Source organism: Flavonifractor sp. An4 (assembly GCF_002161755.1).
GTDB lineage: Bacteria > Bacillota > Clostridia > Oscillospirales > Oscillospiraceae > Flavonifractor > Flavonifractor avicola.
In genome coordinates, this window is record NZ_NFIL01000002.1 from 15,346 (window position 1) to 30,852 (window position 15,507).

Sequence of the window (15,507 nt, forward strand, 5' to 3'; positions counted from 1 at the left end):
CCCCGATTTGACCTTTTTTATGGAGACAGGCAGGTATAATGGGGTCTGCACGCCGGAAGGGGGGAGCCGCATGACGGTGGTCTATCTGGACGAGGTGTTTTTGCTGAATTTTGTGGTGGACTATCTGCTGCTGCTGGCCGCCGGACGGCTGGCAGGGGAGATACTCCGCCGGGGGCGTTTGGCTTTGGGGGCCGCCCTGGGGGCGGCTTACGCCGGGGCGGTGTTCCTGCCGGGGCTGGGCTTCCTGGTCCATCCTCTGTGTAAAGTGGGAGTGGGGGTGCTGACCGTACTGATCGGCTACGGCGGCAGCCGGTGGCTGCTGCGGGTGTGCCTGGTGTTCTTTGTGGTGTCCGCTGCCTTTGGCGGAGGTATCTTTGCCCTTCAGATGCTGGGCAGCCGCAGCCTTACCATGGCCAATGGGGTGTTGGCATCTCCCCTTGACCTGAAGTTGGTGCTGCTGTCGGCGGCGGGGTGCTATGGGCTTGTTACCCTGCTCTTTCAGCGTGCCGCCCGCCACTGCTCCCGGCGGGAGCTGGCCCCGGCAGTCGTGGAGCTGGGGGGACGGCGGGCGGTCCTCACCGCATTGGTGGATACGGGCAATACCCTCACCGACCCGGCCACCGGCAGGCCGGTATTGGTGGCAGAGGGGGAGAAGGTAAAGACCCTGTTTCCGCCGGGGACCGCCCCCTGCCAGGCAGAGCTCCGCGACCCTTCCGCAGCTCTGGAGCGGCTGAGCAACGCAGGCCTGCGGTGCCGGCTGTTGTCCTATCAGGCGGTGGGGGTAGAGTGCGGGCTGCTGCTGGCCCTGCGCAGTGACAAGGTAAAGGTGGGCAGGGAGGACTACGGTCCTTTGCTGGTGGCGCTGTCGCCCACCGGGCTCACCGACGGGGGCGGCTACTGCGCCCTCATCGGAGCATAAAGGAGGATGGCTATGAAGAGCTGGAAGACGCGCTGGTATGGGCGCATACAAAAGCTGCTGGCGCGGCTGGGGCTGAGGCTGCCGGGCAAAATCATGTACATCGGGGGGAGCGACACCCTGCCGCCCCCACTGTCCCGGGATGAGGAGGCGGAACTCATCCGCCGCCTGGATGAGGGGGACGAGGGGGTGAAATCCCAGCTCATTGAGCGCAACCTGCGGCTGGTGGTGTATATCGCCCGTCGGTTTGAAAATACGGGGGTAGGCATTGAGGACCTCATCTCCATCGGTACCATCGGGCTCATCAAGGCCATCAATACCTACCAGCCTGCCAAAAACATCAAATTGGCTACTTATGCCTCCCGATGTATCGAAAATGAGATTTTGATGCATCTGCGCAAGACCACCAATCTGAAAAGCGAGGTATCCTTTGACGAGCCGCTAAATACCGACTGGGACGGCAACGAACTGCTGCTCTCCGACATTCTGGGCACTGACAGCGATCTGGTGATGAAACCCATCGAGGAGGATGTGGACCGCAAGCTGCTCTCCGACGCTCTGGAGCGGCTGGAGGAGCGGGAGCGGCATATCATCACCCTCCGCTTCGGCCTGGACGGCAAGCCGGAGCGCACCCAGAAGGAGGTGGCCGACAGCCTGGGCATCTCCCAGTCCTACATCTCCCGGCTGGAAAAGCGGATTATCGCCCGGCTCAAGCGGGAGATTTTACGGCTGATGTGACCAGCTGCCTTGACAAACCGCAGGAAGGGGTATAATATGTAACTAGTTACTTATTTGGATGAGGTGGAAGTATGACGGGAAGGATGCCCTTTGGCCTGAAGATCGCAGTCATCAGCCGGGAATTTCGCAGGCGGATGGATGAGAAGGCAGCTGCCATGGGGCTGACCTGGGCCCAGCTGCGGGTACTGGGATCGGTGAGCCGCCTGGAGGCGGCCGGGAAAGAGGAGATCCACCAAAACGATCTGGAGCACATCGAGCACGTGACCCATCCGGCCATGACCAAGATGCTCCAGCGGCTGGAGAGCAAGGGCCTGGTCCGGTGCGTGCCCAGTGAGAAGGACCGGCGATATAAGAAAATTACCTGTACCGAGCGCTCTGCAGGAATCCATGAGACCATTTTGGAGCAGGACAGGGAGGTACTGGAGGAGCTGTGCCGGGATTTTACGCCCCAGCAAAAGGAAATGCTGAGGGAGGCCATTGATCTGATCTTGAGCAATATCGATCTGGAGTGACCCTTTCGGTCAGAAAAAGTGAATTCCCAGGCGGTGTGCTGAGGAGATAACTCAAGCGCGCTGCCTGCTTTTTTATCGCTAAATAAGTAACTAGTTACCTAAAAGGAGTGCAAGTCAAGATGGAAAAAGAAGTACCAGAGCGCGAGAGTCCCTTTGCCACGGAGCCCATTGGCCGGTTGATCCTGAGATTTGCCGTTCCCAGCGTCATTGCCCTGCTGGTCAATTCCCTGTACAACATCGTAGACCAGATCTTTATCGGCTGGGGCGTAGGCTACCTGGGCAACGGCGCCACCAATGTGGTGTTTCCCATCACCATCATTGCCCTGGCACTGGCTATGATGATCGGCAACGGCGGCGCGGCCTTTCTGAGCCTGAAGCTGGGTGAGGGCAAGGTGGACGTGGCCAAGAAGGGCGTGGGCAACGCGGTTGCCCTGGTGACCGTGGTCAGCATCGTCCTGGCTGTGGTGTTCCTGCTGTTCATCGACCCGATCCTGACCCTCTTCGGCGCAACCGACCTGCTGCGGTCTCTGGCCTTGGAGTATGGCTTCATCATTGGCCTCGGTCTGCCTTTTATGATGATATCAGCCGCCATCAATTCCATGATCCGTGCGGATGGCAGCCCCAAATACGCCATGTTTTCCATGATCATCGGCGCGGTCCTCAACGTGATTCTGGACCCGGTCTTTATCTTTGTTTTTCATATGGGGGTACAGGGTGCTGCCATCGCTACGGTGATCGGGCAGGTGGCCTCCTTTGTGGTGTCGGCGGTCTATCTGCCCCGGTTCAAGACCGTCCATCCTGATGCCGCTTCCTTCCGCCTGAACGGCCGGACCTGCGGCAATATCCTTACCTTCGGCCTGAGCAGCTTTATTACCCAGTTTGCCATCACCATTGTTATGGCGCTGACCAATAACCTGCTGGCGGTTTATGGTGCTACCTCTGTTTATGGTGCAGAGATCCCTCTGACCGCCACCGGTATTGTGATGAAGGTCAACCAGATCATGATCGCTATTCTGCTGGGCATCGCCACCGGTACCCAGCCCATCATCGGTTTCAACTACGGTGCCAAAAACTTCAAGCGGGTGAAAAAAGCCCTGGAAATTTCCCTCATCGCCTCTGAGGTGGTGTCCATCGTAGCCTTTTTGATTTTCCAGTTCGCGCCCATGAGCGTAGTCATGCTGTTTGGTTCCGAGGAGGGGCTTTATAACGAGTTTGCTGTAAAGGCCTTCCGCATCTTCCTGATGCTCTGCCCCCTTACCGGGTTCCAGACGGTGGCGGCAGTCTATCTCCAGGCGGTGGGCAAGCCTGTCAAGTCCGCCATTCTCTCCCTGGCCCGTCAGATCATTTTCTTTGTGCCCGCGGCTTTGATCCTGCCCCTGTTCCTGGGGGTGGAGGGGGTGCTGTGGACCGGCCCTGTAGCCGACGGCCTGGCCTTCCTGCTCTCTCTGGGCCTGCTGATCCATGAGCACAACCACCTGAAGCGGGAGCACCGGCTGCAATCCGAAGCGCCTGAGATCGCATAAAAGGAGTGGATCAATCATGAAAAACCGGATCATCACCATCAGCCGTGAATTTGGCAGCGGCGGCCGTACCATTGGCAAAAAGGTGGCCGAAGCTCTGGGCATTGCCTGCTATGACAGTGAGCTGATTGAGAAGATTGCGGCGGAGAGCGGTTTTCACAAAAATTATATCAAGGAGGCGGGGGAGTATGCCCCCGGCGGGATACTGGCCTCTGCCTTTGCCCACGGTACTGCGGGCCCCACCAACGAGGACTATATCTGGAAGATCCAGTGCAGGATCATTACCGAACTGGCGGAGAAGGAATCCTGCGTTATTGTGGGCCGGTGTGCCGACTATATCCTTCGGGACAAGGCTGATTGTCTGCGGGTATTTATCCATGCGGATATGGCCTTCCGGGCCAAACGGATCGTGGAGGTGTACGGGGAGCGGGAGGCCTCTCCGGAGCAGCGGCTGAAAGAGAAGGATAAGCGCCGGGCGGCCTACCACCGGTTCTATACCGATATGAAGTGGGGCCACGCCCAGAACTATGACCTTACCCTCAACAGCGGAACCCTGGGCATCGACCGCTGTGCGGAGCTGATCCGGCAGCTCTACTGAGTAATTGCAGCAAAAAAGACCGCCAACGGCGGTCTTTTTTGCTGTTCTTGGCTTAAAAGCCCATGGTGTCGGCCAGATCATCCTTCATCTGGTCCATCTTCCGGGTGGCCTTTTTGGCCATGCGGCGCATTTTGGGATTCTGCATCCCCTTGGCGGCTACCGCCATGCCCATAGCGGCCCCGGCCAGAATGCCAAGGCCCATGCCGCCTAAAAAGGTGTGATTAGTCATTTGCTCAGCTCCCTTCCTTGGATGTCCGTATTTATTATTGCCCGGAATGCTGAAAAATCCATTGCTAAAATATGCGATTCAAGTTATAATGAAGGGCGAAGAACAGAGTGGCTTGCAGGAGGGGACGGGGGAAGGACCTGTACCCTTTTTTGCTGTGCAAATGTGGGTTTCGGCCACAGAGCCGGCCCGCGGAACGGAAAGGAGTGATCCAGTGAAACTGTTGATTCGTCAGGGACGCCTGGTGGACCCTGTGGGGGGCATCGGCGGTGTCATGGATATCCTGATGGAAGACGGAAAGGTGACTGTCATCGGCAGCAACATCAATGAGCCGGGCGCTCAGATCATCGACGCGGCGGGACTGACCGTGTGCGCCGGACTGGTGGATATGCACGTCCATCTGCGGGAGCCCGGATTTGAGTACAAGGAGACCATCGAGACCGGCGCGGCAGCTGCCGCCCGGGGCGGCTTTACCTCCATCGCCTGTATGCCCAACACCAGGCCCACGGTGGACTGCCCCGAGCAGGTGGACTTTGTCCGCAGAAAGGCGGCGGAGGCCTGCGGGGTCCATGTCTGGCCCATCGGCTCGGTGTCCAAGGGACAGCGAGGCCAGGAACTCACCGATTTTGAGGCTCTGAAAGGTGCGGGAGTAGTGGCCCTGTCCGACGACGGTGTGCCCATCCAGAACGCCAATCTGATGCGGGATGGCCTCATCATGGCCCACCGGCAGGATCTCACCATCCTGTCCCACTGTGAGGATGCGGATATGGTGAAAAACTACGCCGTCAACGAGGGAAGGGTATCCCGCCAGCTGCGTCTGGACGGGCGGCCCGCCATCGCCGAGGAGCTGATGGTAGCCCGGGACGCCATGTTGGCCGAGGAGACCGGTGCCGCGGTCCACATCTGCCACATCTCCACCGCAAAATCGGTGGCCATTGTCCGGCGGTACAAGCGCAAGAGCGTACAGATCACCTGCGAGACCTGCCCCCAGTATTTCTCCCTCACCGAGGATGAGATTTTGGCCCAGGGCACCATGGCCCGTGTCAACCCGCCTCTGCGGACCTGGTCCGATGTGGAGGCAATCATCGAGGGCCTGAAGGACGGTACCATTGACGCCATCGCTACCGATCACGCCCCCCACTCCGCCGAGGAGAAGGCCCGGCCCCTCACCGAGGCCCCCAGCGGCATGGTGGGCCTGGAGACTGCCCTGGGCGTTACCCTGACCTATCTGTACCACACTGGGGAACTGCCACTGTCTGACATTCTGCGGAAAATGACCATCAATCCCGCCTGCATCCTCCGCCTGCCCACCAAGGGCCGGCTGGCAATCGGCGCTGACGCCGACGTGGTTATCTTCGACCCGGATGAGGTGTGGACGGTGGACCCGGAGCAGTTTGCCTCCAAGGGCCGCAACACCCCCTTCGCCGGCAAGGAGCTGAAGGGAAAGATCAAGTACACCATCGTGGGCGGAAAGATCATTTATCAGGATGAGAAATAAGAGATTTTAAGAGATAAAGGAGAATGAACTATGTCCTTCGATCGTCTGCAGGAAGCCATCATTGCCAAGAAAAACCCCACCGTGGCGGGTCTGGACCCCAAGCCGGAGTATGTGCCCGCCCACATCCGCAAGGAGTGCTATGACAAGTACGGCGAGACCCTGGAGGGTGCTGCCGAGGCCATTTACCGCTTCAACTGCGGTCTGATGGACGCACTGAAGGACATCGTGCCCGCCGTCAAGCCCCAGTCTGCCTATTATGAGCGCCTGGGCTGGCGGGGTATGGAGGTGCTGGAGCGCACCATCCGCTACGCCAAGGAGCAGGGCCTGTATGTCATCGCCGACATCAAGCGAGGCGACATCGGCTCCACCGCCGAGGCCTATTCCGACGGCTGGCTGGGCAAGACCAAGGTAGGGGAGCAGATGCTCAGCGTCTTTGACGCCGACTGCGTCACCCTCAACGGCTACATGGGCGCCGACAGCGTCAATCCCTTCCTCAAGACCTGCAAGGAGATGGACAAGTGCGCCTTCATCCTGGCCAAGACCTCCAATCCCGGCTCCGGCGAGCTGCAGAACGTGTCCGCCGGTGAGGGCGACACCGTGTATGGCCTGATGGCCGACCTCATTGAGAAGTGGGGCGCGGGCACCGAGGGCAAGTATGGCTATACCATGGCCGGTGCGGTGGCAGGCGCCACCTATCCGGAAGAGCTGCAGAAGCTGCGCGCCCGGATGCCCCACACCTTCCTGCTGGTGCCCGGCTATGGCGCCCAGGGCGGCACTGCCGAGGATGTGCAGTATGCCTTCCAGAAGGACGGCCATGGCGCTATCGTCAACTCCTCCCGCGGCATCATCTGCGCCTGGCAGAAGACCGGCAAGGACGGCATGGACTACCAGGAGGCTGCCCGCAACGCCGCGATCGCCATGCGGGACGACATCGCCCGCTTTACTACCATCGCGTAACCGGAGAGGCCTATGTCAGAGCAAGAGAGAGAGAAACAAGGTGTCCGTGAGGACGAGGTCAGCAAATGGAAGATCGGCCAGCACCGGGAATGGAACTGGCAGGAGATCCTTCAGCAGCAGATCGCGGCGGGACTGGTGGCAGCGGAGCCCTTCCGCTGCCCCACCTGCGGTACCATGCGCCGCAACCGGATCTGTCCGGTGTGCGGCAGCATCATGGATCTGAAGACCATGACTGAGACCGTCCACGGGGACGAGTCTGCCAAATAAGTGGAAATGAGGGATAGTATGCCCATTGAACAGATCTGTACCATCGTTGAGGCGGCCAAGCTGAACGAGTATGCCTATTCCTTCACCCTGGAGGTGGGGGATATGGTGAAAAAGGAGGGCCTGATGGCCGGTCAGTTCCTCCATATCGCCTGCGGGGAGGGTTTGCTTCTCCGCCGGCCCATCTCGGTTTGCATGGTCCAGGAGGACGAGCCCCAAGACACTGCCCGCGTGGTCTTTGAGGTGCGGGGTGAGGGTACCAAGTGGCTGGCGCAGCGCCAGGTGGGGGACAAGGTGAATGTGCTTGGCCCTTTGGGCAACGGCTTTACCGTTACCCCCAATGACCGGCTGCTGCTGGTGGGCGGCGGCATCGGTGTGCCCCCGCTGCTGGGTCAGGCCGCCTTTACTGCCAAGAACTCCACCGCCGTGCTGGGCTTCCGGTCTGCTGACCGGGCCATGCTGGTGGAGGATTACCGGGACTACTGCGAGGCGGTTTACCTCTGCAGTGACAACGGTTCCCTGGGCCGCCACGGCTTTGTGGATGCTCAGCTGAAGGATATCCTTGAAAAGGATAAAAACTTTACAGCTATTCTGGCCTGCGGCCCCAAGCCCATGCTGAAGAATGTGGCCAAGGTAGCGGCCGAGTACGGCGTGCCCTGCCAGGTCTCCCTGGAGGAGCGGATGGCCTGCGGCGTGGGTGCCTGCCTGGGCTGCGCCGTCCAGATGGCCGACGGCACCATGAAGCACGTCTGCAAGGACGGCCCGGTATTTGACGCCAAGGAGGTGGACTGGAATGTCTAAGGTGGATCTGTCCGTCGATCTGGCGGGCGTCAAGATGAAAAATCCGGTGGTGGTGGCCTCCGGTACCTTCGGCTTCGGCCGGGAATACGGCCAGTTCTATAAGCTGAATGAACTGGGCGGCATCTGCTGTAAGGGCCTTACCCTTCACAGAAGAGAAGGCAATCCGCCCCCCCGGATCGCCGAGACCACCATGGGTATCCTCAACTCCGTGGGTCTGCAGAACCCCGGTGTGGACGCCTTTATCGAGCACGAGCTGCCCGAGCTGAAGAAGCACGATCTGGCTATCATCGCCAACATCTCGGGCAACACGCCTGAGGAGTATGGCATCATGTGCGAGAAGCTGTCGGCAGCGGGTGTGGATATGATCGAGGTCAACATCTCTTGCCCCAACGTGAAGGCGGGCGGTCTGGCCTACGGCACCAAGCCCGAGCTGGCCGCCGAGGTCACCAAGATGGCCAAGAGCCATTCCACCATTCCTGTGATGGTGAAGCTGTCTCCCAACGTCACCGATATCACCGAGATCGCCCGTGCGGTGGCTGATGCCGGCGCTGACGCTCTGTCCCTCATCAACACCCTGCGGGGTATGCGCATCGACCTGAACACCCGCCGTCCCATCCTGAAGATGAACACCGGCGGCCTGTCCGGCCCTGCCGTGCTGCCTGTGGCGGTGCGGATGGTGTGGGAGGTGGCCTGCGCCGTGGATCTGCCCATTCTGGGCATGGGCGGCGTGGCCAAGGGAGAGGACGCGGCCCAGCTGATGCTGGCGGGCGCCTCCGCCGTGGCGGTGGGCACCGCCTGCTTCGCCGATCCCTACGCCCCCATCAAGGTGCGGGACGGCCTGGCGGCAATCGCTTCTGCCCAGGGCCTTGACAAGGTTTCTGACCTGACAGGCGGCGTGCGCCCCTGGTAATGCTTTTATCCTGATCCGAAGAGGGTGCCTACTGTGACTAAGGTTTACATCATCCGCCACGCGGAGGCGGAGGGCAACCTGTACCGCCGGGTCCACGGCTGGTACAACAGCCTCATTACTGACAACGGATACCGGCAGATTGCCGCCCTCCGCGGCCGGTTTGCCGGCGTACATATCGACGCGGTGTACTCCAGCGATCTGTTTCGTACCATGACCACCGCCACGGCCATTTATCCCGGCCACGGCCTGGAACTGAACACCACCCCCGCCCTGCGGGAGATCGGCGTAGGAGAGTGGGAGGACAAGCCCTGGGGTGACCTGGAGCGGCACGACGCCATGCGGCTCATCCGCTTCAACCATGCTTCCCCCGAGTTCCAGGTGGAGGGGGGCGAGACCTTCGCCCAGGTTCAGGCCCGGATGAAGGGCGCGGTGCTGGATATCGCCGCCAGGCATCCCGGCCAGACGGTGGCTCTGTTCTCCCACGGCTCTGCCATCCGCTGTCTCCAGGGTGCCATCCGGGGCCTGGGTCCCGGTGAGATGGACGGCCTGGGTCACAGCGACAACACCGGCGTCACCTGTCTGGAGGTGGAGGGAGACCGGATCTCCATCGTCTATGAGAACGACAACTCCCACCTGCCGGAGGAGATCTCCACCCTGGCCAGACAGAAGTGGTGGAAGTCCCGGGAGGGGAGCATTGCGGACGCCAATATGTGGTTCCGTCCTCTGGACCTGGAGCGGGAAGAGAAGCTCTATCTGGCGGCCCGGCACGACGCCTGGATCGATATCCACGGCAGCGAGGTCCCCTTTGACGGGGCGAGCTTCTGCAAGGATGCCCGTCACTGCTGGGAACAGGACAAGGAAAAAGCCTTGACAGTTGCCATGCAGCGAGATGAGGTGGCGGGCGTGCTCCAGCTGGATCTGGCCCGCTTTGCCGATGAGGGCATCGGCTATATCCCCTTTGTGTACATGAATCCCCAGCACCGGAAGCGGGGGCTGGGCGTTCAGCTGATTGGCCAGGCGGTGTCGGTATTCCGCCCCCTGGGCCGCACCCGCCTGCGGTTGCGCTGCGCTCCGGAGAATGCGGTGGCTCAGCGCTTCTATAAGAAGTACGGCTTTGAAAAGGTAGGGGAGGAGCACGGCAGCGTGACCCTGGATATTCTGGAAAAATACATTGGCTATGAGACCAAGGACTGACTGAGGAACGATATGAATGGATTTTTGCCCGTCTCTAAGGCGGATATGGAAGAGCGTGGTTGGGACGGGTACGACTTTCTCATCATCACCGGCGACGCCTATGTGGACCATCCTTCCTTTGGCTGCGCCATCATCTCCCGTGTGCTGGAGGCCGAGGGCTACCGTGTGGCCATCCTGGCCCAGCCGGACTGGCGCAAGGCAGAAGCCTTTACAGCACTGGGGCGGCCCCGGCTGGGGGTGATGCTGTCTGCCGGCAATCTGGACTCCATGGTGGCCCACTATACCGCCGCCCGGAAGCGTCGGCACGACGACGCCTATTCCCCGGGCAATCAGGCGGGACTGCGTCCCGACCGGGCCTCCATCGTGTATGCCAACAAGGTGCGGGAGGCTTTTGGAAACATCCCCCTGATCATTGGCGGCTTGGAAGCATCCCTTCGCCGCTTTGCCCACTATGACTACTGGGAGGACAAGGTACGCCGCTCGGTGCTCTTTGACAGCCAGGCTGACCTGCTGGTGTACGGCATGGGTGAGACCGCCACCCGGGAGATTGCTGCCCGTTTGGCCTCCGGTACCCCGGTGGGGGAGATCACTGATGTAAAGGGAACTGCCTTTATTGCAAAAGATCCCTCCGCCTGCGCCTATCCCAAGGTGGAGTGCCCCTCCTATGAGCAGGTTTCTACCGATAAGCGGCAGTATGCCGTGGCCAATATGATCCAGTATGAGGAGCACGATCCGGTGCGGGGGAAAGCCATCCTCCAGCGCCATGGGGACCGGCTGCTCATCGTCAATCCCCCCGCCATGCCTCTTACTACGGCGGAGCTGGACTTTGTGGCCGAGTTGCCCTATGTCCGGGAGCCCCACCCCATGTACGACAACATGGGAGGGGTGCCCGCCATTGAGGAGGTGCGCTTCTCGGTGGCCCACAACCGGGGGTGCTTCGGCGCCTGTAATTTCTGCTCCCTGGCCTTCCATCAGGGACGGATCATCACCTCCCGCAGCCACGAGAGTGTGCTGAGAGAGGTGGAGGGGCTGACTCATCACCCCGGCTTCAAGGGCTATATCCACGACGTGGGCGGCCCAACCGCCAACTTCCGGCGGCCTGCCTGTAAGAAGCAGATGAAGGCCGGACTGTGCCGAGGTAAGGCCTGTCTGGCCCCCGAGGCCTGTCCCAACCTGGACGCCGACCACACCGACTACCTGATGCTGCTGCGGAAAATCCGGGCGGTGCCGGGGGTGAAAAAGGTGTTCATCCGCTCGGGCATCCGTTTCGACTTTATGCAGAAGGATAAGAGCGGGGAGTTCTTCGCCGAACTGGTGAAGTACCATGTGTCCGGCCAGCTGAAGGTGGCCCCGGAGCACTGCGTCAACTCGGTGCTGGACTACATGGGCAAGCCCCATATCGAGGTATACGAGAGATTCAAGCGGAAGTACGAGTCCCTGAACCAGAAGTACGGCAAGGAGCAGTATCTGGTGCCCTACCTCATGTCCTCCCACCCTGGCTGTACGCTGAACGACGCGGTGGAGCTGGCCCAATGGCTCAACCGCACCGGCCGTCAGCCTGAGCAGGTCCAGGACTTCTATCCCACACCGGGCACCCTGTCCACCTGTATGTACTATACCGGCATTGATCCCCGGACCATGAAGCCGGTATATGTGCCTAAGGACCCCCACGAAAAGGCCATGCAGCGGGCTTTGATGCAGTGGAAGCGGCCGGAGAAACGGGCCCTGGTACGGGAGGCCCTCCACCGGGCCCACCGGGAGGACCTCATCGGTTTCGGGAAAGACTGTCTGCTGCGGCCAGAGAAATATGGCAAGCATCAGGAGAGCAAACAGACCTCCAACCGGGGCAGAACCGGCAAGGGAAGTAAAACGGAGGCCCAGAAGGGCGACAAACCCCAGGCCAAACCCACCCGCAAAGCCGGGTGGGCGGTGGCCAAGCCAAAAAAGAATGCCCGTCCCCGCAAGGGAAAGGGATAACATACAGCCGGCAGAGCGCGCTCTGCCGGTTTCCTTTTGCCTGAAATACTATGCGGCAAGAGCATTGAAGGTTCCTTTCAGAATTGGTATACTAAACTTAAATACTCCCTCTGGGGAGAGAAGAGAGGATGTATGCCTGTGAAAAGACGCGTATTGTCCCTGCTGGCTGCGCTGGTGCTGATGCTGGGCCTGATCCCCGCCGCCTCCGCCGCACAGCCTGATCTGGTCATCACCATGCGGTACAATAGCCCCTGGTGCGTGATTGGTGATACTGTGACTCAAATCGACGAGACCAGCAGTGCCGTGGTGCTGATGGCCGAGAATGGCCGTACCATGCTGCCTATCCGCCGGATGATTGAGGCCTTCGGCGGCACCGTGGAGTGGGTACAGGAGACCAATGGTGTGCGCTGCTCCCTGAACGGCACCTCGGTGGAGCTGGAGTTGGACTCCACCACCGCCCTGGTCAATGGGGAAGCGGTGACTATGGACGTGCCTATGCGGGCCAAGAACAACCGCACCTTCGTACCGGTGCGCTTTGTCAGTGAGAATCTGGGCCTGACCGTGGAATGGGAGGGCAAGAACCAGATTGTGGTGGTAGCCAACGGCGAGGTGGATAAGAACAATCTCACCAGCCTGCCCCAGGTCCAGAAGCTGGTGGAAAAGACCACCCCCAAGGAGGACCCGGTGACCCTTACCTCTAAGAGCTATACGCTGGCCTCCGGCACCGTCAATGCCAACGTGATCACCGTCAATATGAAGGACCCCCGGGTGAGCGTCAAGTCGGTACTCGCCGGCGGCAAGCTCAATTCGCCTCAGAGCTTCCAGTCCATTGCCGCCAGTTCCGGGGCGGTAGCGGTGATCAACGCCAACTTCTTTGAGAGCGAAAAGACCATCAAGGACCCCATCGGCCACCTGATGGTGAACGGCCAGTTTATGTATGCCAGCTCCGGCCTGTCCTCTCTGGGCATCACCGATACCAACGAGATGCGCTACGGCCGGCCTCCCGTCTTTGTCCGCATTGAGACGGTAGACGGCGGCGCCTACCGCTGGTGGGACGCCTACGAGGTCAATATGCTCAAGCAGTTCAGCGGGCAGGCGGTGCTCTACACCCCCGCCCGAGGTACCTCTTTCCAGGTCACCTATCCTGGTTCCGCGTTGACCGTAGTCAACAATGTGACCACCAGCTTCCAGATGGTATCTGCCGGTCAGACGGTAGCCATCCCCGCTAACGGCTATGTGCTCTACTCCAGCGACACCGTCACCAACTACGACTTCTTCAATCAGTTTGAGGCAGGCCGCACTGTAGCCCTGCGGCCCTACCTCCAGCGGGATGATGAAGAGGGCTTCGATCTGACCGGTGTGCAGACGATGGTGTCTGGTTCCCCCCGGTTGGTGAAGGACGGCGTGAAGTTTACCGGCCTGGATAACGGCTTCAAGGAGGCCCGCTTTACTACCGCCGTCACCCCCCGTACCGCTGTAGGTACCACCAAGGACGGCAAGCTGCTGCTGGTCAATGTAAAGGCTGCCTCCATTGAGCAGATGCGTGATCTGATGCTGGCTCTGGGCTGTGTGGATGCCATTAACCTGGACGGCGGCGGTTCCACCGCTATGTATTATAAGGGGCAGACCCTGGCCACCCCCGGACGTAACCTGACTTCTACGCTTCAGGTCTTTGTGTCCGAATAAATCACCGGAAAGAGCGAGCTTGCCGCCTCTGCGGCAAGCTCGTTTTCTGTATAGGGAAGGGGAGACGAAAAAAATTTGAGAAAATGAAAAAAAGGACTTGCAAGAATTGGGGAAGTCTGCTATTATATCAATAACAGTAATAGTTACTGTTTACATTAGAAAGAGTGGTGACTAATGAACGGAAAGCGATACTCACGTCAGCGAGAGCTGATCTATGAGGCCCTGATGCACACGGACCAGCATCCCACCGCTGAAATGGTGTATCAATGGCTCAAGCCCACCAATCCCAACCTGAGTTTGGGAACGGTATACCGGAATCTGAATCTGCTGGTGGACGAAGGTGCTGCTGTGCGGATGGCTTTCCCGGTGGAGCGGTACGATGCCAACGTAGAGCCCCATCCTCATTTCCGCTGTGAAGTGTGCGGCGGGGTCTTTGATCTGGATCTGCCCTATGATAAAGGGCTGGACGAGAAGGCCTTGCTGGCCAGCGGCCATGATATTCGGTCCCATGAGCTGATTTTTTATGGGGTCTGCGTTAACTGCAAACCAAAACATTGAGTTTTTTTAGGTAATATGGTAAGTTTATTTTGCACGAAAGTGCCCATACTGTGATTAGAAAGGATGTAATAACATGGAGTTCAAGCTGTATCGCTGCGCGCACTGCGGCAATGTGATTTTTAAGGTTGTGGATAAGGGTGTGCCCGTCATGTGCTGTGGCCAGAAGATGGAAGAGATCACCCCCAATACCACCGACGCGGCTCAGGAGAAGCACGTCCCTGTGGTGGAGAAGACCGCTCATGGCAGCGGGAACTCCGTGACCGTCAAGGTGGGCGGTGTGGAGCATCCCATGCTGCCGGAGCACTATATCTCCCTGATTGCTGTGGTGGACGGCGACACCGTGACCATGAAGTTCCCCAAGCCCGGCGACGCGCCCGAGCTGAAGACCTTCTGCCGGAGCGATAAGGTGGAGGCCTACGAGATCTGCAATCTCCACGGCTTCTGGAAGGGCGAAGGCTAACATATTCGCTTTATAAGAGACAACCTGATTTTAGAAAGGAAGGTATGATTATATGGAACTGAAGGGTAGCAAGACCGAAGCCAATCTGTGGAAGGCATTTGCGGGAGAGAGCATGGCCCGCAATAAGTATACCTATTTTGCCAGCAAGGCCAAGAAGGAGGGCTACGAGCAGATCGCGGCCATCTTTGAGGAGACCGCCGGCAATGAGAAGGAGCACGCCAAGCTGTGGTTCAAGGAGCTGGGCGGCATCGGCGACACCATGGCCAACCTGAAGTCCGCCGCTGCTGGTGAGCATGAAGAGTGGACTGAGATGTATAAGGAGATGGCCGAGACCGCTCGCGAGGAGGGCTTTGAGAAGCTGGCCTTCCTGTTCGAGGGCGTCCTGAAGATCGAGAAGGAGCACGAGGAGCGCTACCTGACCCTCCTGAAGAACCTGGAAGAGGGCGTTGTGTTCAAGCGGGGCGACGAGTATATGTGGAAGTGCCGTAACTGCGGCCACATCCACTTCGGCAAAGAGGCCCCCCAGGTGTGCCCCGTGTGCGCGCATCCTCAGGCCTACTTCGAGATCCGCGCTGTCAACTATTGATGTGACTCCGTAGGGGGGCTCTTTGGGGGCCCCATCGGAGATGGGGCGGCGCTAGCGCCGTACAAGCGTTTTTACAGCGTAAAAACCTTGAGCCCGGGTGGATTCA

Annotated in this window: 17 protein-coding genes; 16 read left to right on the forward strand and 1 reads right to left on the reverse strand. The window is 59.7% G+C overall.

The genetic code is table 11. The features are described from left to right. Positions 1-70: 70 nt before the first annotated feature. From B5F94_RS01210 to B5F94_RS01230, 5 genes are all read left to right on the forward strand, one after another. Positions 71-919 carry a sigma-E processing peptidase SpoIIGA gene (locus B5F94_RS01210; protein ID WP_087326842.1) on the forward strand — a complete coding sequence of 283 codons (849 nt, stop codon included), beginning with the start codon at positions 71-73 and terminating at the stop codon, positions 917-919. Between the two features lie 12 nt (positions 920-931). Continuing rightward, complete coding sequence (sigE, locus tag B5F94_RS01215; protein ID WP_087187107.1) at positions 932-1,654, forward strand: RNA polymerase sporulation sigma factor SigE; 723 nt, start codon at positions 932-934, stop codon at positions 1,652-1,654. 71 nt (positions 1,655-1,725) lie between these two features. Next, a complete protein-coding gene (locus B5F94_RS01220) occupies positions 1,726-2,166 on the forward strand; it encodes a MarR family winged helix-turn-helix transcriptional regulator (protein WP_087326846.1) in 441 nt (146 codons plus the stop codon). Between the two features lie 119 nt (positions 2,167-2,285). After that, the gene (locus tag B5F94_RS01225; RefSeq protein ID WP_087326849.1) at positions 2,286-3,689 is read left to right on the forward strand and encodes an MATE family efflux transporter; all 1,404 of its coding nucleotides are present in this window, start codon (positions 2,286-2,288) and stop codon (positions 3,687-3,689) included. A gap of 16 nt (positions 3,690-3,705) precedes the next feature. Then, positions 3,706-4,284 (forward strand): AAA family ATPase, encoded by a 579-nt coding sequence (locus B5F94_RS01230; RefSeq protein ID WP_087326852.1) that lies wholly within the window; start codon positions 3,706-3,708, stop codon positions 4,282-4,284. A gap of 52 nt (positions 4,285-4,336) precedes the next feature. Here the strand turns inward: B5F94_RS01230 and B5F94_RS16645 are convergent, their stop codons facing one another. After that, positions 4,337-4,513, reverse strand: coding sequence for a hypothetical protein (locus tag B5F94_RS16645; protein ID WP_164475006.1), 177 nt, complete (start codon positions 4,511-4,513; stop codon positions 4,337-4,339). 211 nt (positions 4,514-4,724) lie between these two features. Between B5F94_RS16645 and B5F94_RS01235 the strand changes: the two genes are divergently transcribed. The 11 genes from B5F94_RS01235 to rbr all read left to right on the forward strand — a co-directional run bounded on the left by B5F94_RS01235 (position 4,725) and on the right by rbr (position 15,401). Then, positions 4,725-6,008, forward strand: a complete 1,284-nt coding sequence (locus tag B5F94_RS01235) for a dihydroorotase (RefSeq protein WP_087326855.1) — start codon at positions 4,725-4,727, stop codon at positions 6,006-6,008. Positions 6,009-6,038: 30 nt separating this feature from the next. Then, positions 6,039-6,965: an orotidine-5'-phosphate decarboxylase gene (gene pyrF / locus B5F94_RS01240; RefSeq protein ID WP_087187103.1), complete on the forward strand. Its 927-nt coding sequence runs from the start codon at positions 6,039-6,041 to the stop codon at positions 6,963-6,965. A gap of 12 nt (positions 6,966-6,977) precedes the next feature. Further along, positions 6,978-7,232, forward strand: coding sequence for a hypothetical protein (locus tag B5F94_RS01245; RefSeq protein ID WP_087271580.1), 255 nt, complete (start codon positions 6,978-6,980; stop codon positions 7,230-7,232). A gap of 18 nt (positions 7,233-7,250) precedes the next feature. Beyond that, on the forward strand, positions 7,251-8,030 hold the full coding sequence (locus B5F94_RS01250; protein ID WP_087326858.1) for a dihydroorotate dehydrogenase electron transfer subunit: 780 nt from the start codon (positions 7,251-7,253) through the stop codon (positions 8,028-8,030). After that, on the forward strand, positions 8,023-8,940 hold the full coding sequence (locus B5F94_RS01255) for a dihydroorotate dehydrogenase (RefSeq protein ID WP_087326861.1): 918 nt from the start codon (positions 8,023-8,025) through the stop codon (positions 8,938-8,940). Before B5F94_RS01250 ends, B5F94_RS01255 begins: the two co-directional genes overlap by 8 nt. 33 nt (positions 8,941-8,973) lie before the next feature. Further along, positions 8,974-10,134, forward strand: a complete 1,161-nt coding sequence (locus tag B5F94_RS01260) for a bifunctional histidine phosphatase family protein/GNAT family N-acetyltransferase (protein ID WP_087326864.1) — start codon at positions 8,974-8,976, stop codon at positions 10,132-10,134. 12 nt (positions 10,135-10,146) lie between these two features. Continuing rightward, entirely contained in the window at positions 10,147-12,111 is a 1,965-nt protein-coding gene (locus tag B5F94_RS01265; RefSeq protein ID WP_087326867.1) for a YgiQ family radical SAM protein, read from the forward strand. Positions 12,112-12,249: 138 nt separating this feature from the next. After that, positions 12,250-13,797, forward strand: a complete 1,548-nt coding sequence (locus B5F94_RS01270) for a stalk domain-containing protein (RefSeq protein WP_158100232.1) — start codon at positions 12,250-12,252, stop codon at positions 13,795-13,797. A 174-nt stretch (positions 13,798-13,971) separates the two neighbouring features. Further along, a complete protein-coding gene (locus B5F94_RS01275; RefSeq protein WP_087326873.1) occupies positions 13,972-14,355 on the forward strand; it encodes a Fur family transcriptional regulator in 384 nt (127 codons plus the stop codon). A 73-nt stretch (positions 14,356-14,428) separates the two neighbouring features. Further along, positions 14,429-14,815, forward strand: coding sequence for a desulfoferrodoxin family protein (locus B5F94_RS01280; RefSeq protein WP_087187095.1), 387 nt, complete (start codon positions 14,429-14,431; stop codon positions 14,813-14,815). A gap of 52 nt (positions 14,816-14,867) precedes the next feature. Further along, entirely contained in the window at positions 14,868-15,401 is a 534-nt protein-coding gene (gene rbr / locus B5F94_RS01285) for a rubrerythrin (RefSeq protein ID WP_087187094.1), read from the forward strand. Positions 15,402-15,507 lie beyond the last annotated feature (106 nt).